This is a genomic window from Gordonia sp. G4 (genome assembly GCF_057770005.1).
On sequence record NZ_CM173442.1, the window covers coordinates 4648275 to 4669046 of the forward strand.

Consider the following 20772-nt stretch of genomic DNA (forward strand, 5'->3'; position numbering starts at 1 on the left):
GATGGCGAGCACGCGACTGACCTCCCCGGGCACGGTTCGCGACGCCACGCTCCTCACCGGCGGAGCGTGGCGATCCCGCCGCGACGCGCATCGTCGGGCGGTCGACGACCTGATCGGCCCCTACCTCGACGCTCGGCGGCGCGGTGCGCGGCATCCGGTGATCGACTTCTTGTTCACCTACTACTCGTCACGCCCGGCGCACGTACTGCGCTGGCATCCCGGCTTCGGCGTGACTCTCGAGGAGGGTGAGGAGTTCCTCGGTCTGCGCGGTTACGAGCAGAACGAGGCCGGCGTGCACGTCGGCGAGTTCTATCTCCGGAGCCGGGCCGACGCGCTCGCAGCGGCCGTCGACATGCTCGGCGCCACCGCCCGGCGGCCCGCCCGGCTGGGGTGTTTCGGCCTGCACGAGTGGGCGATGGTCTATCGCACCGACCACACCCGGCACGACATGCCGTTACGTCTGGGAACGGCCGGGACGGACGCGGTCGTCGAGTCCATGCCGTTGCGGTGCACGCATTTCGACGCCTTCCGGTTCTTCACCGATCCGGCGCGGCCGCACAACGACACCATGCTGACCCGGGCGTCCCAGATCGAGCACGAGCAACCGGGGTGCCTGCACGCGACCATGGACCTCTACCGGTACTGCTTCACTCTCGCGCCGCTCGTGCCGTCGGACCTGACGCTCGACTGCTTCGCGCTCGCCCTGCGGGCACGTGACCTCGACATGCGCGCGAGTCCCTACGATCTCAGCGATCTCGGGTATTCACCGGTCCGAATCGAGACACCCGCGGGCCGCGCCGAGTACGTCCGCGAGCAATCGGCGATCGCCGAACGCGGAGGGACCCTGCGGTCTCGGCTCTTCGACCTGTGTACGGAGCTCGCGGAGCGCGCACACCACTCGTGACGGGAGGCGCCTGCCGCGCGCCGTTACCGACGAGTAGCATGTATGCGTCGTCATTCGCTCGAGAAAGGCTGCCATGTCTGACCGGATCACCGTCAACGGGTTGCAGGTCGCCACCGTCCTGCACGACTTCATCAACAACGAGGCGTTGCCCGGTTCCGGTGTAGATGCGGATGCCTTCTGGGCCGGCGCGGCATCGGTGATCGCCGATCTCGCCCCGCGCAACCGCGAGCTGCTCGCCGTCCGCGACGAACTGCAGACCAAGCTCGACGCCTGGCACCGTGACCACAAAGACGCCGATCTCACCCCCGGCACCGCCGACTTCGACGAGTACACCTCGTACCTCACCGAAATCGGTTACCTCGCCGAGGTCCCGGCCGACTTCCAGATCACCACGTCCAACGTCGACCGCGAGATCGCCGACACCGCAGGTCCGCAGCTCGTGGTCCCGATCCTCAACGCGCGCTTCGCGCTCAACGCCTCGAACGCACGGTGGGGCTCGCTCTACGACGCGCTCTACGGCACCGACGCGATCCCCGAGTCCGACGGAGCCGAGAAGGGTTCGTCCTACAACAAGGTCCGCGGCGACAAGGTCATCGCCTACGCCAAGGACTTCCTCGACAAAGCCGTGCCGCTCGAACAGTGCAGCTACACCGACGTACGTGCGTTCGCGGTCGTCGACGGCGCACTGCAGGTGACGCTCGACGGCGACAAGACCTCGACCCTCGCCGATCCGACCGCGTTCGTCGGATACCGGGGCGATGCCGGCTCGCCGACCTCGATCCTGCTGCGCAACAACGGACTACACCTCGACATCGAGATCGATCCGTCCTCGCCCATCGGCTCCACCGACCCGGCCGGCATCAAGGATGTCGTCGTCGAGTCCGCCATCACCACGATCATGGACTTCGAGGACTCGGTCGCCGCGGTCGACGCCGAGGACAAGGTGATCGGTTACCGCAACTGGCTGGGCCTCAACAAGGGCGATCTCGCCGAAGAGGTCTCCAAGGGCGGCAAGACCTTCACCCGTGTGCTCAACGGCGACCGCGAGTACACCGCCCCGGACGGCACCACGTTCGATCTGCACGGTCGGTCGCTGCTCTTCGTCCGCAACGTCGGACATCTGATGACCAACGACGCCATCCTCGACGCCGACGGCAACGAGGTCCCCGAAGGCATCCTCGACGGCCTGATCACCTCGCTGATCGGCATCCACGGAATGAGCGACCAGGGACTGCAGAACTCGCGGAGCGGTTCGGTCTACATCGTGAAGCCGAAGATGCACGGTCCCGATGAGGTCGCCTTCACCGTCGAGCTGTTCGGCCGCGTGGAGAAGGTCCTCGGCCTGCCGGAGAACACCCTCAAGGTCGGCATCATGGACGAGGAGCGCCGCACGACGGTGAACCTCAAGGCGTGCATCAAGGCCGCCCAGGAGCGCGTCGTGTTCATCAACACCGGCTTCCTCGACCGCACCGGCGACGAGATCCACACCTCCATGGAGGCCGGGCCGATGGTCCGCAAGGCCGAGATGAAGCAGCAGACCTGGATCGGTGCGTACGAGAACTTCAACGTCGACACGGGCCTGCACGCCGGCCTGCAGCACAAGGCACAGATCGGCAAGGGCATGTGGGCCATGCCCGACCTGATGGCCGACATGCTCGAGCAGAAGATCGGGCATCCGAAGGCCGGCGCCACCACCGCGTGGGTGCCGTCGCCGACGGCCGCGACGCTGCATGCGCTGCACTACCACCTCGTCGACGTCTTCGAGCGCCAGGACGAGATCGCCAAGCGCGATCCCGCCCGGGTCGAGGACGTCCTCACCATCCCGCTCGCGCCGAAGACCGACTGGTCCGACGAGGAGAAGCAGCAGGAACTCGACAACAACTGCCAGTCCATCCTCGGCTACGTGGTGCGCTGGATCGACCAGGGTGTCGGCTGTTCCAAGGTGCCCGACATCCACGACGTCGCGCTCATGGAAGACCGTGCGACCCTGCGGATCTCGAGCCAGCTGCTGGCGAACTGGCTGCGTCACGGCATCGTCGGCGAGTCCGACATCGTGGCCTCGCTCGAGCGGATGGCCCCCGTGGTCGACCGTCAGAACGCCGGCGACCCGACCTACCGTCCGCTGGCGCCGGACTTCGACTCCAACATCGCCTTCCAGGCGGCCAAGGAACTGATCCTCGAGGGCACGACGCAGCCGAGCGGCTACACCGAGCCGATCCTGCACCGGCGGCGCCGCGAGTACAAGGCGGCCAACCCGGCGGGTTGAGCGACCGCGTTCCGACATAGGCGATACGACCGTGCCGATCCACCGCGGATCGGCACGGCGTATCGTCGTACCCTGCACTGCGCACCGGCTCGCCACGGCCGACCGGGCGAGGGACGCACCGAGCAGGGAGGGCATCGGCGTTGGCACATCACCGGAGTAGCGGCGGGGAGAGCATCCGAAGCCGCGGCGTGAGCCGAGGTGTCGTCGCCACACTCTTGTCGATCCTGCTCGTCGCGGCCGTGGTCGTCACCTGGCAGGACCTCGGCGATCAGATCGATCGCCAGGCCGAGGAGGCCGCCGCGCAGTGCGTCGAGGGTCGTGAGTCGGTACCGATCGTCGCCGATCCCGACATCGCGCCGGGACTGGCGGCCGTCGCCCGCAACTTCGGCGAGACGAGCCCCGTCGTGCGCGACAAATGCGTCAGCGTCGACGTCCGGCCGGGCGACGCGAAGATCACCCTCGACGGTCTGTCGGGGTCGTGGGACACCGAGTCGATGGGCGCGTACCCGGCCGCCTGGGTGCCGCAGTCGTCGGTGTGGTCGGCAGATCTGGCGGCGGCGAAACCCGATGCGATCGAGGGCAACACCCGATCACTGGTCTCGACGCCGGTCGTGCTGGCGGTGTCCCCTGAGCTCAACAGCTCCCTGGCCGGCCGCCTCGACTGGTCACAGATCCCCACCCTGCAGCGCCGCGACAACTCACTCGCCGACTTCGGACTCCAGGGTTGGGGATCGTTGCGCATGGCGATGCCGATCGGCGCACAATCCGACGCCAGCGCGCTGGCCGCCCAGGCGGTCGCGACACGCGTCACCCGGACCACCGGACCGCTGACCACCGCCGACGCCGAGTCGCCGCGGGTCAGTTCCAGTGTCCGCGCCATGCTGGAGGGCGCGCCGCTCTCCCCGGACGGGACACCCCAGGGCGCGGCAACGGCCATCGCCGACGCACCGGACGCGGCCCGAGCGGAGATCCACGTCGTGCCCATCACCGAACAACGCCTGTTCCAGATGACCCGCGAGGACGACCGCGCACGCCTGGCCGAACTCATCCCGTCGGGTCCGACGCCGATCGCCGACTACCCCGTCATCCGGATGTCGGGTCCCGAGGTCTCCGAGTCGGCAGCCGATGCCGTCGCCGAGTTCATCCAGTTCGCCTCGGAGCCCGAGCAGTTGCAGTTGCTGACCGAGCTCGGTTTCCGCGGCGACGCCCCGATGCCCTCCCCGACCCCGACCGTGACGTTCCCGCGCACGCCCGATCCGATGGCGACACCCGAGAACGGCGCGATCGTCGCCATCAACCGGCTCGTCTACGGGCCGGCCAGCGTTCCGGCGAGCTCCACGCCGCCCTCGGTGCCGTCGGGAAGCGCGGGGGGTTAGAGCTCGCGAGGACGGGTCGTTTCGACACGGTTCGTCGCTGCGCTCCTCACCTGCTCAACGAACAGGTGAGGAGCTTAAGACGATGAAGAAGTCAGCTGCTGTAGGCCTCGATCGGCGGGCAGCTGCACACCAGGTTGCGGTCGCCGTACACCCCGTCGATCCGCCGGACGGCCGGCCACACCTTCGCCCGGCCACCTGCGGACGGCAGTCCCTGCGGGTAGACGGCGACTTCCCGCGAGTACGGGTGGTCCCACTCGCCGACGAGCGACTCGGCCGTGTGCGGGGCGCCGCGGAGCGGATTGTCCTCGGCGGGCCACTCCCCTCGTCCGACGAGTTCGATCTCGCCGCGGATGGCGATCATCGCATCGCAGAACGCGTCGATCTCGTCGAGGTTCTCGCTCTCGGTGGGCTCGACCATCAGCGTGCCGGCCACCGGGAAACTCATGGTCGGTGCGTGAAAACCGTAGTCGGCGAGTCGTTTTGCCACGTCGTCGACGGTGACGCCGGTGGCCTTGGTGATGGCCCGGAGGTCGAGGATGCACTCGTGGGCGACGAAGCCGTCCTCGCCGGTGTAGAGCACCGGATAGTGCTCACCGAGCCGCTTGGCGACATAGTTGGCGGCGGTGATCGCCGTGAGCGTCGCCCGCCGGAGACCGTCCGCGCCCATCATCGCGATGTAGGCATAGGTGATCGGCAGGATCGCCGCCGAGCCATACGGGGCCGCGGCGATCGTGGCCGACCCGGGCAGCTCGTCGGCGAGCGGGTGTCCGGGGAGGAACGGGGCCAGATGCTCCCGGACCGCGACGGGTCCGACGCCGGGCCCGCCGCCGCCGTGCGGGATGCAGAACGTCTTGTGCAGGTTGAGATGGCTGACGTCACCGCCGAAATGACCCGGCCGTGCGACACCGACGAGCGCGTTGAGGTTGGCGCCGTCCACGTAGACCTGGCCGCCGGCGTCGTGCACGGCGCCGCAGACGTCGCGGACGTCGTGCTCGAAGACGCCGTGCGTCGACGGGTACGTGATCATGATCGCCGCGACCCGGCCTTCGTTCGCCGCGATCTTGGCGCGCAGATCGTCGAGGTCGACGTCGCCGTTCTCGCGGCACCCGACCACCACGACGCGCATCCCGGCCATCACCGCCGACGCGGCATTCGTGCCGTGGGCGCTCGACGGGATGAGGCAGACATCCCGGTCGACGTCACCGCGGCTGAGGTGGTATCCGCGGATCGCGAGCAGTCCCGCGAACTCCCCCTGTGAACCCGCGTTGGGCTGGAGGCTGACGCGGTCGTAACCGGTGACCGCCACGAGCCAGCCCTCGAGCGTGGTGATCAGCTCGCGGATGCCCGCGGTGTCGTCGACCGGGGCGAAGGGGTGCAGCTGGGCGAAGCCGGGCCACGTGATGGGTTCCATCTCGGTGGTGGCGTTGAGTTTCATCGTGCACGACCCGAGCGGGATCATGCTGCGGTCGAGCGCGATGTCCTTGTCCGACAGGGCCCGCAGGTAGCGCAGCATCGCGGTCTCGGTGCGGTACCGGTTGAACGCCGGATGGGTCAGGTACTCGCTGGTGCGATTCTCGATCGGCTGCGCGAGTGCCCGCGGGGTGACGCCGGCGACGTCGAAGGCCCGCAGGACGGCATCGATGTCGGCGTCGGTCGTCGTCTCGTCACAGGCGATGCCGATGGTGTCGGCGTCGACGCGTCGCAGGTTGATCCCGTCGTGGCGGGCGCGGGCGAGGATCGTGTCGGCCTGACCGGGTGCGTGCACCTCGACGGTGTCGAAGAAGTTCGCGTGCGCCACCGAGAACCCGCCCGCGGCGATCGAGTCGGCGATCCGGGCCGCTGCGTCGTGGGTGCGTCGTGCGATGGCTCGCAGGCCGTCCGCCCCGTGGTACGAGGCGTACATGGCGGCCATCACCGCCAGCAGCACTTGCGCGGTGCAGATGTTGCTCGTGGCCTTCTCCCGGCGGATGTGCTGTTCGCGGGTCTGCAGCGCGAGCCGGTAGGCCAGGTTGCCGTCGGCATCCTTGGAGATACCGACGAGCCGCCCGGGAAGCTGTCGGGCGTGCATCGACCCGACGGCGAGGTAACCCGCGTGCGGTCCGCCGAAGCCCATCGGCACACCGAAGCGTTGCGTCGTGCCGAAGCAGACGTCGGCTCCCTGCTCGCCGGGCGGCGTGACCAGTGTCATCGCCAGGAGATCGGCACCGGCCGCGACGAGAGCGCCGCGCTCGTGCGCGGCGTCGACGATCGCGGTGGCGTCGACGATGCGACCCGATGCGCCGGGCACCTGGAGGATCACGCCGAAGAAGTCGCCGTCCGGCAGTCCGCATCCGGGCAGATCGGGGTGCAACGAGGCCTCGACGACCTCGATGCCCAGGGGCTCGGCGCGCGTGTCGAGGACGGCACGCGTCTGCGGGAACAGGTCCGCGTCGACGATCACGCGGTTCGACTTCGACTTGCCCGCGCGACGCATCAGCGTCATCGCCTCGGCGGCCGCGGTGGCCTCGTCGAGCATGGAGGCATTGGCCACCTCCATGCCGGTGAGGTCGGCGACCATGGTCTGGAAGTTCAGCAGCGCCTCGAGACGTCCCTGGCTGATCTCGGGCTGATATGGCGTGTACGCGGTGTACCAGGCGGGGTTCTCCAGCACGTTGCGCAGGATGACGCCGGGCGTGTGGGTTCCGTAGTAGCCGAGCCCGATCATCGACCGGGCCACGGTGTTACGGGCTGCGAGGTCACCGAGTTGTGCGAGGACCGCACTCTCGCTCAGCGGTGCGGGCAGCGCCCCCAGGACGTCGGAATCGAGTTCGTCGGCGATGACTGCGGGTATGACACGGTGCGCCAGATCATCGAGGGAAGCCGCGCCGATCGCCTCGAGCATCCGGCGGGTCTCGTCGGCGTCCGGACCGACATGACGGTCGACGAAGGCGGCCGACAGATGGGGAGCGGCCGGAGTGGGATCCGGGCCGGAACCTTCTGGGCCGGATCCTTCTGGGCTGGATCCTTCTGGGGCGTCGGACGGGGTCGCTTCAGTGGTGGACACGGTGGCGGGCAACCTCTCGCAGGCGCCGGTACACGGACCGGCTGCTGACCCTCCCCCTCTGTCATGTCTTCGGCCACAGCCGATGTGACGCCTGAGAGATTCGGCGCCGCGCAACTCTGCGCGATCGCCTTTCACCGTGGGCGGACGACGGATCGTCACTTTCCAGAGACGTCGTCACCACCGCGGTCCTGGGTGCCTGAGAGTTTGACGGAGAGGTGTTGCTCCTTCGGCGGCCGCCGGCGATGAGTATCCGACGGCGCTCTCCCGCAGCGTAGCGACGCGGGGCCAGTCTACGCGGAGTCTCGACTACCCGGTGCGACGGGCGCGGTTCTTGCGCCGCGCGGCCAGTTCGTCCTCGGGTGCGGTCTCACTGACACCGCCGTCGGCCCGCTCGCCGGGGAAGTCGGCGATGGTGCCGGTGAGTTCGCGCATCGCGCCGCTGACGGCGATGCCGAACACGCCCTGCCCGCCTTGCAGGAGGTCGACGACCTCCTCGGCCGAGGTGCACTCGTACACGGTCGTACCGTCCGAGAACAGGGTGATCTTCGCGAGGTCCTCGACACCGCGCTGACGGAGGTGGTCGACGGCGACGCGGATGTTCTGCAGGGAGATCCCGGTGTCGAGCAGACGCTTGACGATCTTGAGGACGAGGATGTCCTTGAACGAGTACAGGCGCTGGCTTCCGGAACCCGCCGCTCCGCGGATCGACGGGACGACCAGCGATGTGCGGGCCCAGTAGTCGAGCTGGCGGTAGGTGATCCCGGCGATCTGGCACGCACTCGGCACGCGGTAACCGACGAGTTCGTCGGGCACGGTGTCGTCCGGGAACAGACCTGGGGCGATCTCGCCGAGGCTGCCCTGGGTCGGGACGGCGTCTGGACGCTCGCCCACCGGACGATCGGGTGACTGGTCGCTCGACGTCGTTTCGCTGTCGACCGGACGATCGCCCACTTCTGACTCCCTCGCAAAGCTCGGATCGGACGCCGCACCACGGTGCCTGACGTCCACGTCCACAGTACGCGGTCCAGGCTGTTTCCGGTCGGCCGATCATCTTCATCGGCCCGTGTCCGGTGCTCGATGTCGCTGATGACGCTATGCGGCGGAGGACGGTGGATCAACGCGACTCGCCACGACACTCAACCTCAACTTGAGATCAAGACAAATGGTGATCGGGCGGTGTCGATTCCGTGATCTGAGTTTCGGTTCCGGTCGGCGAACACGTTCCTCGACGGATTCCACGAACCGGTCAGGCGCCGCTTGCCTTGAAGTCGTCCGGGGACACGTTGTCGAGGAACTCCTTGAACTTCTCGACCTCGTCCTCTTTGACCTCTTCGGGCTGCACCTCGGCGGACTCGTCGGAATCCTCGTCCGGGATCAGCAACCCCGCCTCGGCGAGAACCTCTTCGTCGGCGATGATCGGCACCTCGGCACGCATCGCGACCGCGATCGAATCCGACGGCCGCGCCGACACCCGCAGATCGCCGGTGAAGATCATCTCGGCGTAGAAGGTGCCCTCCTGCATGTCGACGATCCGGACCTCGACGAGGGTCTGCCCGAACTCCTTGATGAGGTTCACGATCAAATCGTGGGTCAACGGACGAGGAGGCTCGATCCCCTTCTGCCGCAGCGCAATCGACGCAGCTTCACTCTGCCCGATCCAGATCGGCAGGTAGCGTTCGCCCTCGACCTCGCGCAGCAACAACACCGGCTGACTCTGCGGGGGTTCGACCCTGATGCCCACCACACGCATCTCGCTCATCTCGCACCTCCCAGACGCCTTGTACGGCGCTCGATTCAGTGACCTCGACGCTACACCGACTGAGCGGACAGCGGCGGCCGACTCGCGGCGCCCCAGCGGATCCCCTCAGCGGATGCCCTCGACGGATCGTCGCTGTTCAGTCCGGTGCGGCGGTCGCACGCGCGCACGGCGATCTCAGTCCAGCGCACCCTTGACGGCCGCCTTGACCAACTGCGTGTGCAGCGTCACCGACAAGGCCGCGATCTCGCGCACGAGTTCCTCGGCACGGTCGCGCGCACCGGTGCCCTTGCCCTTGGCGATCGGGTTGGCGATCTGGGCGACGAGGCCCGCCTCGCGATCCGCGGACACCTTGAATGCCCGGAGATGACGCGTCTCCAGGCCGTAGCTGGCCAGGGCCGCAGCCGCCTCGACGAGCCGTACGGCGTCCTCGTCGAAGAACCCGGCGGGCCCGGCGGTCAACAGGCCGTTGCGCTGGAGTTCGGTGACGAACGCCGAATCCACCCCGGTGCGTTCGATCAGCGACTCCCGGGAGACGCGTCCGGCGCGCGCACCGAAGTCGGTGGCCGGCGCCACGGTCCCGCGGGCCGCGGACAGCACGCGCGTTCCGCCGGGACCGAAACCGCCGTTGCCGTTGTCGATCGCGTCGAGCTGTTCCTTGATCACCTTCAGCGGGAGATACCGGTCCCGCTGCGCGGTCAGCACGAACCGCAGCCGTTCGCAGTCGGCCTGACTGAACCGCCGATACCCCGACGGAGCCCGCTCCGGGGTCACCAGACCCTCCGACTCCAAGAATCGGATCTTCGAGATCGTGATGTCCGGGAAGTCATCACGCAATTGGGCGAGAACCGTGCCGATCGACATCGATCCTTCGCCGCGGGGGGCCGTGGACGCCGTCACGGGTGTCAGGCGTCTGCTTCGTCGCGGGGACCGCTGAGGAACACCAGACGGAACTTGCCGATCTGAACCTCGTCGCCATTGCTCAGCGACGCGGTGTCGACCGGCTCGCGGTTGACGTACGTGCCGTTGAGGCTGCCCACGTCGACGACCTGAAAGTCGTTGTCGCCGAGACGGAACTCGGCGTGACGACGGCTGACGGTCACGTCGTCGAGGAAGATGTCGCTGTCGGGGTGCCGGCCGGCCGAGGTCGTCGGCTGATCGAGGAGGAACCGCGACCCCGCATTGGGTCCTCGCTTCACGACAAGCAGCGCGGTCCCGGGAGCGAGTCGTTCGACCCCCGTGTCGGCCGGCTCACTCGAGGTGCTGGTCCCGGCATCGAGTTCATTGATGAACTCCTCCCGGAACACCGATGTGGTCTCCACCGGCGCCTCGAAGTCCCTGTCGTTTTCGCTCACCACTTCTCCTTCGTCGTCGTCAGTGCCGACCGCACAGTCGCCAACCTCGTTCTCGGAACCGCCGGCATCGCCTGGGACGGTGCCCGTCGGCTCTCGCCACGATGGCCGGTCGAATCTACATGACTTGTGCGGCCGGGTAGTTCTCGGCGCGAGATCGTGAGCATCGGTGTCACGTCGCGCCTCGTTCCCACTGCCGTAACCGTACCGGTCCTGCCGATCCCACCGGCGCGCGAGTCGACTCCGGCATCGACGATCATATCGTTCCGGAGGCGATCAGCCGGGTCGATCGGGGCACCGGCCGTTCACGGCCGGGAGAACTCACCCCTCGATGACGGCGCGGTACCCCGCGGCGTCGAGTACCTCACCCAGGTGTTCGTCGAGGGTCGCCTCGTCTGCCGCCTCGATCTCGACCAGCCACCCCTCGCCGTACGGGTCCGAATTGACCAGTTCCGGCGAGGCGTCGAGGGCGTCGTTCACCGCCGACACCGTGCCTGCGAGCGGCCCGAAGATGTCCGAGACGCTCTTCGTCGACTCGACCTCGGCGAACGACTCGCCGACGGTCACCTCCGCACCGCTCTCGGGTAGCTGGACGAACACCACGTCGCCGAGAGCGTCCTGGGCGTAGTCGGTGATCCCGACGCGCACCGTCGTCGGCCCGAGTCGCTCGATCCACTCGTGCTCCGCGGTGTAGCGCAAGGTCTCTGGCACTTTGCTGTCGGTCACGCGAACCCCTTTCGTCCTCGTCAGACTCTACTGTCTGCCGAGTCGCCTGCCGGGTGACGCGGCGGCATGAGCCGCATCACCAGGATCGTCTGATACCAGTACAGGACGAAGGACCACAGATACAGTCCGACGCCCCAGATCATGAAAGCCCAGCCGATCGGGTACGCGATGGTCCCCACGATCGAATCGAGCTGTCCGGCAAGAAGCCACGGGAATGCGCTCATCAGCGCGAAGGTCCCCGCCTTGCCGATGTAGAGCACCGGGAGCGCCAGCACGCCCCGCGATCGCAACAGTGGAGCGGACGCGAACAGCAGGACGTCGCGCGCGATGATCACACCGATCAGCCACCACGGCAGGAACTCCCGGATGCCGAACGCGATCGGGATGATCACGATGTAGAGCCGGTCGGCGGCCGGGTCGAGCAGCGCACCGATCTTCGACGACTGGTCGAGGAGTCGCGCAATCTTGCCGTCGGCCCAATCGGAGAAGCCCGAGAACATGAGGACGGCGAAGGCCCAGCCGTCCGCCTTCTCGACGAGGAGCAGCCACACGAACACCGGGATGAGTGCGAGCCGAAGCACGCTCAGCGCGTTCGGGACCGTGACGATCCGGTCCGGAGCCGGCGTGGTCGCCGCCTCCGGCTCGGTCACCGGAAGATCCCGATGATGCCCTGCAAGGTTTTCGCTCCGCCCGAGGAGAACAGGTTGTCGTGGACCATGTAGGTCCAGGTGGTCGTCGACCGGTGCAGATCCGCCGATCCGAGGTCGACGCCGTCGGGGGTGATGTCGGCCTCCCGGAACGTCTCGCGCGCCTTCGCGAGGGCCGTGCCGGGCAGATCGGCGAACTCGGCGAGGATCAGCCGGTGGAACTCGTCCAGCGGGCTCTCCTTGCCCAGCGACCGGAGGTGGATGCTGGCGCGGACGTCGGAGACGAAGGCGAGATGGTCGGCCCAGGCGCGGTCGAGATGGTAGAGCACGATCTCGCGCGCGGCCTGTGACAGCACCTCGCGAGGCACGGGCGCGACGGCGGGGGTGGCCTCGTGATCGGTCGCGGCCTTCTCGGCGTCGGCCGTCTCGGCGTCGGCCTTGTCGGCGTCGGCCTCATCGGTGGTGGTCTCCACCGTCGTCGTGTTCCCGGTCAACTGCGCGTAGCGGTCCGGTTCCAGATCCGCGAGCTCTTCGAGCGCGGCGTCGGTGGTCAGGATCTGCATACGACGTTCGACGATGATGTCCCGCTGCTGATTGACCAGCTTGTTGTAACGCCAGGTGTTCGCGTGGAGTTCGAGCATCACGCCCTCGGCAATCCGCTGGGCCTGCTCGATGAGGTCGACGCCCTTGCTGCCCATCGAACCGTCTTCGTTGGGCGACACGGGATCTCGCTTGAACGCGAGGTTCTTGGTGACGACCGGGTCCTCGAGGCTGGAGAAGAACACCGACGTACCGGGATCGCCCTGACGCCCCGCGCGTCCGCGCAGCTGACTGTCGAGACGTTCGGTGTCGTGGCGGCCCGTGCCGACGACGCACAACCCGCCGAGTTCGATGACCTCGTCGTGGGCGTCCGCGTCGTCCTTCGAGCCGCCCAGGCGGATGTCGGTGCCCCGTCCGGCCATCTGGGTGGACACGGTGACGGCGTCCCGGGCGCCGGCCTCGGCGATGATCTTCGCCTCTTCGGCGTCGTTCTTCGCGTTGAGCACGACCGACGACACCCCGGCCTTGTCGAGGAAGTACGCGAGTTCCTCGGACTCGGCCACGTCGTGGGTACCGATGAGGACGGGTTGTCCGGTCTCGTGAATCTCCTTGACGTAGGCGACGATCGCCTCGACCTTGTTGGCCTTGGTGTCGTAGACCCGGTCGGGCAGGTCGGTCCGGACGTTGGGGGTGTTCGGCGGGATCTGCGAGACGCGCAGTTCGTAGAACTGGCGGAACTGCTCGCCGGCGGCGAGCGCGGTGCCGGTCATGCCGCAGACCTTCGGGTAGCGGCCGATCAGGGCCTGCACCGTGATGGTGTCGATGACCTCACCCGAATCGGTCTGCGCCAGCCCTTCCTTGAGCTCGACCGCGGCCTGGACCCCGTCGGGCCAGCGCTGGAGCTGCGCGACGCGGCCGCGCGAGGCGTTGATGAGGTGCACGCCGCCGTCGCGGACGATGTAGTGGATGTCGCGTTCGAGCAGATAGTGGGCGTGCATGGCGATGCTGACGTGTACGAGCGTCGTGCCGACGTGTTCCTCGCTGTAGAGATCGATGCCGCCGAGTTCTTCCTCGACGAACACCGCACCCTCGTCGGTCAGGGTGACGTTGCGGCCCTCCGCGTCGACCTCGTAGTGCTTGTTCTTCATCCGCGACACGACGTCGTGGATCGCCGCGTCCGGCACCTCGGTCTCGGTCGAACCGGCGAGCACCAGCGGCACGAGCGCCTCGTCGACGAGCACCGAATCCGCCTCGTCGATGATGGCCACGTCGGGTGTCGGTGAGACGAGGTCCGCTTCGGACAGGGCGAGCTGATCACGCAGGACGTCGAAGCCGATCTCGTTGACCGACCCGTAGGTGACGTCCCCGGTGTAGGCGCGTCGCCGTTCCTCGCGGCTCGAGTTCTCCGAGACCGCGTGGACGGTGATGCCGAAGGCGTCGAACAGCGGCTTCATCCACTCCGCGTCGCGGGTCGCCAGATAGTCGTTGACCGAGATCACGTGGACCTGATGTCCCTGCAGCACATGGCCGATCGCGGCGATGGCGCCGGCGAGCGTCTTGCCCTCACCGGTGGCCATCTCGACGATGTCGCCCTCCAGGAGTCGGAGGGCGCCCTGCAACTGGACATCGAAGGGCCGCAGGTCGATGGTGCGGTCGGCGGCTTCCCGGACCAGGGCGAGGAACTTCGCGCGGTCCGCGGGCTTCTCGGCGATGTCGAGTTTCTCGGCCTCCGCGCCGAACGCGTCGTCGGCGAGTTCGGCGGCCCAGTCGGTGTGGGCTTCGGCGTCCTTGATCACACCCAACGACTTCGACTGGTTGCGAGTCGACTGGGCGCCCAGAAGGCGCCACATGCTGTTGCTCAGCTTTCCCACCGAAACATTTCTCCTGATCGTTCCCGGTTCCGTCGCGACCCACCCCCTCCGGGCGGTCAGGTCAGCAACAACGGTACGCGGCCGCTGGTCGACCGAGGACGCCGACATTATGATCAGTCCACCCGATTCGGCTCGAGGACTAAGGACGGCCCATGACCAGGACTCGCCGGACCAGGGTTCGACTCCGTCTCCTGCGCGCGACGATCGCCGGGTTGCTCATCGCGGTCGGGGTAGGCCTCGGTGCATTCAACGACTGGTGGGTCGCGCTGTTCTTCGGGATCCCCCTGGTCTTCGCCGGCATCGCGGTCAGTCCCCGCGCTTCCCGGGTGTCGGAACTGCCGGAGTTCCGGCGCGCGACGTCGCCGGACGCCCCGCAGGTGGAGGTCGAGGCGCTCACCCGCAGCAGCCTCACCGCCGACGACTCGCAACCGACCATGGTCACCGCGACGATCAACCCACCGAACGACACCGCGTACCGGGCGCGCTGGATCACCTCGATGACCAAGGGGAATTTCCAGTCGCTGACCGACACCCCGTTCACGACACTGCCGCCGGACTCACTGCCGCCGCGCGATCAGACCGACACCCCCGAGTTCGACGACCAGCCCGGGCGCTGGGCTCTCGCCTACCCGGTGGTGACCCTGCTCGTGGCCGGCGCACTGCTGTTCGGCGTCGCCGGCGGTTGGCACGTGGAGGGACCCTCGCTGTCGGGTTTCGACTCCGCCCTCGATTCCGGCGACGACTCGTCCACCGAAGAGGAAGCGGCGAGCCTCGCCGACCGGCACCGTCGGATGCTGGAGGCGATCGTCGAATACGAAGGGCCGGAGGCGACGCGCAACGTGCTGGCGCTGAGGTATCAGATCGACTCCTCGTCGGATCAGGCGATCGTCCTCGACCCGGCAACCGGACGCGCGACGAGCGTCCTCGTCGGGGACGGGTACTCGAATTCCTCGGCGGTGCCGAACACCGACCGGGCGAACAAGACCTTCGACGCCACGACAATCGACCCGAACGTGCTCGGCTCGGTCACCGAACCGATGGTTGCGGCCGTCCGTCCGTACTCCACCGAACCCGAACTCGAACGAATCGCGATCGAGCGCGGCGCACCGGACGCGCCGGTGCTCATCACCGGGACGATCGAACCCGGCGAGGGCGTCTTCGAGGACTACTCCGTCCAGGCGACACCCGACGGCACCGTCGCCGAGTTCTTCGACCCTGCTGACTTCCAGAAGTCCTTCGAACTGGCCCGGCGTGAACTGGCCGCGGCACGCGTCCCGCTGAACGCACCCGTCATCGAGGAGTTCATCATCCAGGGCATCGCCGACGGCGTTTCTCCGGTGACGGCGAGCGTCATCCAGAACTCGGGCGGCGTTCTGGTCCGCTACCGGATCGCCGACCGTGGCGGCGAGATTGCCGTCGCCCCAGGCTATTTCCCTTCATCGAGCATCTCGGCGGGCCGGTATCGAGCCGACGGTTTCCGCTTCGACAGCATCTCCGCGGAGGTCTTCGATCGGGTGCGTGCCGACCTGATGACACGCGCGTCGGTCCCCGAGTACGACCGCGACGCAGTGGGCGTGGAGGTCGAACTCGACCGCATCAGCGACACTCAGGAGTTCGTGATCCGGATGGAGATCGCCAATACCGACGGCGCCGAGGGTTTGTACACCCTGGACGGACGTTTCATCAAGGAAGGCCGGTAACCGGACGGCTCCCCTGGCCGGGGCCTTTACCGCCTCACCTCACACCTTCGGCGTACCCGCCTCGAGCGCTCTCCGGGTGACGGCCTGCAGTTCGGCCACCGCCGCCTCGGGCGGGTGGAGCACACCGCGGTCGGTCATGGTGCTGACGATGTCGCGGACCCGGCCGTAGTAGGTGGCCTGCTCGGCAGGCGTGGTGCTGGCCGCGGCGTGGTTGTAGAGCTTGAGCGCGGTGTCGAGGTCGTCCTGATCGCCCTGCTCCAGGTAGGACGCCCCCACCCGTCGGCCGTTCTTCTCGCAGGCGATCCAGGCCCGCCGCAGTCGGGCGACCGACTGCTGGTAGGCGTCGGCGCGCGAGCGGTTGCCCGGGTAGTCGTCGGTCCGCAGGGCCATCGCCTCGTCGAGCGCGAGATGGAAGGTCTGCGTCTGGTCGACGGTCACGTCGGTCACGGCCGGGTACCGGAGCAGCATGGCGGGATCGAGTTCGTAACTTCCGTAGGCGCCGAGAACTTCGTCGTGGCGACGCGCTGCCTCCTCCCACAGTCGTTGCGCCGCTTCGTCGGAACCCGCGTCGACGATCCGCGGTCCGCTCGTCGAGGGCCGGGTCAGATCGACGGGCTCGTCCGGCGGAGCACTTGCCGCGGCGGCCCGCGGCTGCTGCCCGGCCGACGTCGCGGTCTTCTTCCTGGTGGCAATGCGTTCGGGCGCGTGCCGCCGGAGACGGGCCAGGACCTCCGCCACCGCCGGGTCCCCTTCCACGACGGCGACCCGCCAGAAGTGCGTCTCCGGCGCGGTGTCGGGGTCGTCGTCGCGGTCACGCGGGGTCCGGTCGGCGGGGACCGGCTTTCCGTCCCGGGTCGCGAAGGTCAGTTTGAGGTACTTCTGCCCGATCACCGTGAGATGTCGAGCACGCTCGCCGGTCATGTCCGAGGTGGCGTCCGCCGGCCCGCCCACCGCGACCGTGACCAGTGAGGAGAGCGGATAGCTGACCAGTGTGCGGTCCTCGTTCCCGAAGTAGACCGTGTCCTCGTCGACGGTCAGCAGGACAGCGCCTCGTTCGCCGAGCCGCCCGAATGCCGCCCCGAGCAGGGAGGCCACGATTGCCGCGCCGACAACCGCCGAGGTGACCAGACCGCCGAGGTGACCAGACCGCCGACCCCGGCGACGTTGAGGGCCACGAGGGCGACCATCCCGGCGACCATGAGGACCCATGCGGCTGTGGCCGAACGATGATGGCGACCGGTCAGGTACTCGGTTCGACACGTCACCGGGACCATGGAGCGCCCACATTCGTCATATCCATACCCCTGTCCGGTCGGCTACCGTTGTGCACGTGAGCTCCGGCGAACGCCGTCATCCGGCGCAGAGACGTCAACCCGTACCGGGACGTCGATCCGCGCACGACCGTCACCCAGCCCGCGAACACCGCATCAGCTTACGCATGGCGTTGCTGCTCAGCGCGGTGATCGTAGCGCTCGGTACGACGATCGTCGGAGCCGGTTCCGCGTCCGCGGCTCCCCCGGCCCCCGGCTTCGTCGGCAAGACCTACACCTCGACTGCGGTGACCGGAGAGCAGATCCCCGGCGGCGGACCGCTGGAGGTCAGTTTTCCCGCCGCCAACCGGATCGCCCTGTCGGCCGGCTGCAACCGACACATCGGCGACCTCCGCGTCGACAACTCACTGCTGCGCCTGGGCTCCCTCGCCTCGACGATGATGGCCTGCCCCGGGCCGCGCGCCGGCGCCGACACCTGGGTCACCGAGTTCACGAAGGAACCGCTGACCTGGTATTCCGTCGGCCACGCCCTGGTCCTCGTCGGACCGGCGGCTCAGGTCCTGCTCACGGAGAAGGCGTCGTGAACCGTCGGATGCCCGTCACCGTGACCGTGACCGGAGCGGCGGGCAGCATCGGGTACGCCAGCGTGTTCCGCATCGCCGCCGGCGCGATGCTCGGTCACGACCAGCCCGTCGCCCTGCGGCTTCTCGAGCTGCCACAGGCGATCTCCGGCGCGGTCGGGACCGCCATGGAACTCGACGACGGCGCCTTTCCGCTCCTGACGTCGGTGGACGTCCTCGACGATCCGCGCAAGGCGTTCGACGGGGCGAGTTTCGGTCTGCTCATCGGGGCCCGGCCGCGGACCAAGGGCATGGAACGGGCCGACCTGCTCGCGGCCAACTCCGACATCTTCGCGGCCCAGGGTTCGGTGATCAACGACGTTGCCGCGGACGACATCCGGGTGATCGTCGTCGGCAACCCCGCCAACACGAACGCCGCGGTGGCCGCCGCGCATGCACCCGAGGTGCCGGCCGAACGGTTCACGGCGCTGACCCGTCTGGACCACAATCGCGCGATCGCGCAGCTCGCCCGGCGCACCGGCGCGAGTGTCGACGAGATCAGCCGGGTCACCGTGTGGGGCAATCACTCCGCGACGCAGTATCCCGACATCTTCCATGCGCGGGTCGGCCGCCGGAGCGGCGCGGACATCGCCGCGGACCGCGACTGGCTCGTCGACGACTTCATCCCGACCGTCGCCCGGCGCGGCACCGCGATCATCGAAGCCCGCGGATCGTCGTCGGCGGCGTCGGCGGCCAACGCCACGATCGACCACGTCCACGACTGGGTTCTCGGCACACGGCCGGACGACTGGACGTCGGTGGCGTTGCCGTCGCCGGGTGTGTACGGCGTCCCCGACGGACTCGTCTGCTCGTTCCCGGTGCGATCGGTCGACGGGCGGTGGCAAATCGTGGAGGGTCTGGACATCAACGAGTTCTCCCGGGCGCGCATCGACGCGTCGGTCGCCGAACTGCAATCCGAGCGCGAGGCCGTCCGCACCCCGTAGTCTTTCTGCTCATGTCGAAGAAGGACAAACCGAAGCAGGCCAAGATCGCGAACAAGGTCTACGAGGCGGAACTGTTCCGGTTGCAGACCGAGCTCGTCAAACTCCAGGAGTGGGTCCGCGAGACCGGCGCCCGCGTGGTGGTCGTCTTCGAGGGACGCGATGCCGCCGGCAAGGGCGGAACGATCAAACGCATCAGCGAGTACCTCAGCCCGCGCATCGCGCGGGTCGCCGCGTTGCCCGCACCGACGGATCGTGAACGCGGCCAGTGGTATTACCAGCGCTACGTCGCACACCTGCCCGCGCCCGGTGAGATCGTGTTGTTCGACCGGTCCTGGTACAACCGGGCCGGCGTCGAGAAGGTCATGGGTTTCTGTACGCCCGAGGAGCACTCGCGGTTCCTGCGGCAGACCCCGATCTTCGAGCAGATGCTCATCGACGACGGCATCCTGCTGCGCAAGTACTGGTTCTCGGTGTCCGACGACGAACAGCTCAAACGATTCCGGTCACGTATGAACGACCCTGTCCGGCAGTGGAAGCTGAGCCCGATGGACCTCGAGTCGGTGTATCGGTGGGAGGACTATTCGCGCGCCAAGGACGAGATGATGGTCCACACCGACACCGCCCTGAGCCCCTGGTATGTCGTCGAGTCCGATGTGAAGAAGCACGCGCGGCTCAACATGATCTCCCACCTGTTGTCGACCATCGACTATGAAGAGGTCCCGCGTCCCCGCGTGTCCCTGCCCAAGCATCCGATCGAGTCGGGCAACTATCACCGGCCGCCGCGCTCGCTGTCCAAGTACGTACCCGACCACGTGGCGACGCTGATCCGCACCGACCACTGATGTGGATCGGGTTCTGCGAGTTCGACTATCTGCTCGGTGATGTTCATTCGCTGAAGCAGAAGCGGTCGGTGGTACGGCCGATCGTCGCCGATCTCCGCAAGCGGTACACGGTCTCGGCGGCCGAGGTGGGTCACCTGGACGTGCATCGTCGGACCGTCATCGGTGTCAGTGCGGTGGCCGCCGATCGCGGGCACGTCGTCGACGTGCTCGACGCCGTCGAACGGTCAGCTGCGGGCCACCCCGAGGTCGAGCTGTTGTCGGTGCGGCGCCGCGTCGTCAGCTCCGAGGACTTCTGAGGTCCTCCACCACCCCGGCGGCGACCGCGGCCCGACGGTAGGCGGCGGCGAGGGAGTCCACGGTCTCGTGGGCGTTCAGCCCGCTGGGGTTCGGAACCACCCACAGTTCGGCACCGTCCCCTGTGCCCACATCCCACGTCTCGTCCTGCCGTCCCGGCACGGCGTCGCGGCGCCCGAACGCGCTGCGGTAGGCGGTGATACCGGCGATGGCAACGACCCGCGGGCCGATCATCCGAACCCGCTCGCGCAGCCGGCGTCCGCCTTCACGGAGTTCGTCGACGGTCAGTTCGGCGGCGGTCGCGGTGGCACGCGGCACGACATTCGTGATTCCCACACCGCGGTCGAGCAGCAGCGCGCGGTCGGCGTCGGACATACCGCGTGAGGCGTCGATGACGTGGTCGACGATGCCGGCCTTGGCGAGCGCCGGGTAGAACCGATTGCCCGGACGCGCGAAATGCGCTCCGGTGGCCGCCGTCCAGAGACCCGGATTGATCCCGACGAACAGCAGCCTGCACCCTTCGCCGACCAGATCGTCGACGGTGCGGTCCTGATAGCCGAGGAGTTCGGCACGAGTGAATCCCATCAGGGGCACCCGTCGGTCGGCCGGACGACATGCCT

At 68.0% G+C, this 20772-nt stretch carries 17 protein-coding genes, 1 pseudogene and 1 riboswitch; of the genes and pseudogenes, 8 read left to right on the top strand and 10 right to left on the bottom strand.

The genetic code is table 11. The annotated features are described in order from the left end of the window. The first annotated feature begins 1 nt into the window (after window position 1). The 3 genes from AC3B5T_RS21140 to AC3B5T_RS21150 all read left to right on the top strand — a co-directional run bounded on the left by AC3B5T_RS21140 (window position 2) and on the right by AC3B5T_RS21150 (window position 4546). Complete coding sequence (locus AC3B5T_RS21140; RefSeq protein ID WP_055475438.1) at window positions 2–904, top strand: hypothetical protein; 903 nt, start codon at window positions 2–4, stop codon at window positions 902–904. 73 nt (window positions 905–977) lie between these two features. Beyond that, entirely contained in the window at window positions 978–3170 is a 2193-nt protein-coding gene (locus tag AC3B5T_RS21145) for a malate synthase G (protein WP_014926982.1), read from the top strand. Between the two features lie 140 nt (window positions 3171–3310). After that, window positions 3311–4546: a substrate-binding domain-containing protein gene (locus tag AC3B5T_RS21150; protein WP_055475396.1), complete on the top strand. Its 1236-nt coding sequence runs from the start codon at window positions 3311–3313 to the stop codon at window positions 4544–4546. 91 nt (window positions 4547–4637) lie between these two features. Here the strand turns inward: AC3B5T_RS21150 and gcvP are convergent, their stop codons facing one another. The 8 genes from gcvP to secA2 all read right to left on the bottom strand — a co-directional run bounded on the left by gcvP (window position 4638) and on the right by secA2 (window position 14481). Then, window positions 4638–7589: an aminomethyl-transferring glycine dehydrogenase gene (gene gcvP / locus AC3B5T_RS21155; protein ID WP_388033297.1), complete on the bottom strand. Its 2952-nt coding sequence runs from the start codon at window positions 7587–7589 to the stop codon at window positions 4638–4640. A 173-nt stretch (window positions 7590–7762) separates the two neighbouring features. Then, window positions 7763–7866: riboswitch (glycine riboswitch) on the bottom strand. Between the two features lie 29 nt (window positions 7867–7895). Then, window positions 7896–8540, bottom strand: a complete 645-nt coding sequence (locus AC3B5T_RS21160) for a MerR family transcriptional regulator (RefSeq protein ID WP_055475395.1) — start codon at window positions 8538–8540, stop codon at window positions 7896–7898. Between the two features lie 295 nt (window positions 8541–8835). After that, window positions 8836–9348 carry a bifunctional nuclease family protein gene (locus AC3B5T_RS21165; protein ID WP_055475394.1) on the bottom strand — a complete coding sequence of 171 codons (513 nt, stop codon included), beginning with the start codon at window positions 9346–9348 and terminating at the stop codon, window positions 8836–8838. 174 nt (window positions 9349–9522) lie between these two features. Next, on the bottom strand, window positions 9523–10245 hold the full coding sequence (gene ftsR, locus AC3B5T_RS21170) for a transcriptional regulator FtsR (RefSeq protein ID WP_431840247.1): 723 nt from the start codon (window positions 10243–10245) through the stop codon (window positions 9523–9525). 5 nt (window positions 10246–10250) lie between these two features. Beyond that, complete coding sequence (garA, locus tag AC3B5T_RS21175; RefSeq protein ID WP_055475393.1) at window positions 10251–10703, bottom strand: glycogen accumulation regulator GarA; 453 nt, start codon at window positions 10701–10703, stop codon at window positions 10251–10253. A 315-nt stretch (window positions 10704–11018) separates the two neighbouring features. Next, window positions 11019–11423: a glycine cleavage system protein GcvH gene (gene gcvH / locus AC3B5T_RS21180; protein WP_055475392.1), complete on the bottom strand. Its 405-nt coding sequence runs from the start codon at window positions 11421–11423 to the stop codon at window positions 11019–11021. A 20-nt stretch (window positions 11424–11443) separates the two neighbouring features. Further along, window positions 11444–12073, bottom strand: coding sequence for a CDP-alcohol phosphatidyltransferase family protein (locus AC3B5T_RS21185; protein ID WP_055475391.1), 630 nt, complete (start codon window positions 12071–12073; stop codon window positions 11444–11446). Continuing rightward, the gene (secA2, locus tag AC3B5T_RS21190; RefSeq protein ID WP_055475390.1) at window positions 12070–14481 is read right to left on the bottom strand and encodes an accessory Sec system translocase SecA2; all 2412 of its coding nucleotides are present in this window, start codon (window positions 14479–14481) and stop codon (window positions 12070–12072) included. The genes AC3B5T_RS21185 and secA2 overlap by 4 nt, the downstream gene beginning before the upstream one ends. Before the next feature lie 152 nt (window positions 14482–14633). Between secA2 and AC3B5T_RS21195 the strand changes: the two genes are divergently transcribed. Beyond that, window positions 14634–16181, top strand: a complete 1548-nt coding sequence (locus tag AC3B5T_RS21195; RefSeq protein WP_055475389.1) for a hypothetical protein — start codon at window positions 14634–14636, stop codon at window positions 16179–16181. A gap of 39 nt (window positions 16182–16220) precedes the next feature. Here AC3B5T_RS21195 and AC3B5T_RS21200 read toward each other — a convergent pair. After that, window positions 16221–17455 (bottom strand): annotated as a pseudogene (locus AC3B5T_RS21200) (hypothetical protein). 164 nt (window positions 17456–17619) lie between these two features. Between AC3B5T_RS21200 and AC3B5T_RS21205 the strand changes: the two are divergent. Genes AC3B5T_RS21205 through AC3B5T_RS21220 form a run of 4 tightly spaced genes read left to right on the top strand, consistent with a single transcriptional unit; the run spans window position 17620 to window position 20154 of the window. Beyond that, complete coding sequence (locus AC3B5T_RS21205) at window positions 17620–18036, top strand: META domain-containing protein (RefSeq protein WP_055475388.1); 417 nt, start codon at window positions 17620–17622, stop codon at window positions 18034–18036. Between the two features lie 8 nt (window positions 18037–18044). Then, complete coding sequence (locus tag AC3B5T_RS21210) at window positions 18045–19016, top strand: malate dehydrogenase (protein ID WP_193363278.1); 972 nt, start codon at window positions 18045–18047, stop codon at window positions 19014–19016. A gap of 11 nt (window positions 19017–19027) precedes the next feature. After that, on the top strand, window positions 19028–19858 hold the full coding sequence (gene ppk2, locus AC3B5T_RS21215) for a polyphosphate kinase 2 (protein WP_010843798.1): 831 nt from the start codon (window positions 19028–19030) through the stop codon (window positions 19856–19858). Next, window positions 19858–20154, top strand: coding sequence for a DUF503 domain-containing protein (locus tag AC3B5T_RS21220; RefSeq protein ID WP_004022174.1), 297 nt, complete (start codon window positions 19858–19860; stop codon window positions 20152–20154). Before ppk2 ends, AC3B5T_RS21220 begins: the two co-directional genes overlap by 1 nt. On the opposite strand, the gene AC3B5T_RS21225 is transcribed toward AC3B5T_RS21220, so the two are convergent. Next, window positions 20135–20737 carry a mismatch-specific DNA-glycosylase gene (locus tag AC3B5T_RS21225; protein WP_055475387.1) on the bottom strand — a complete coding sequence of 201 codons (603 nt, stop codon included), beginning with the start codon at window positions 20735–20737 and terminating at the stop codon, window positions 20135–20137. The genes AC3B5T_RS21220 and AC3B5T_RS21225 overlap by 20 nt on opposite strands. Window positions 20738–20772: the final 35 nt, after the last annotated feature.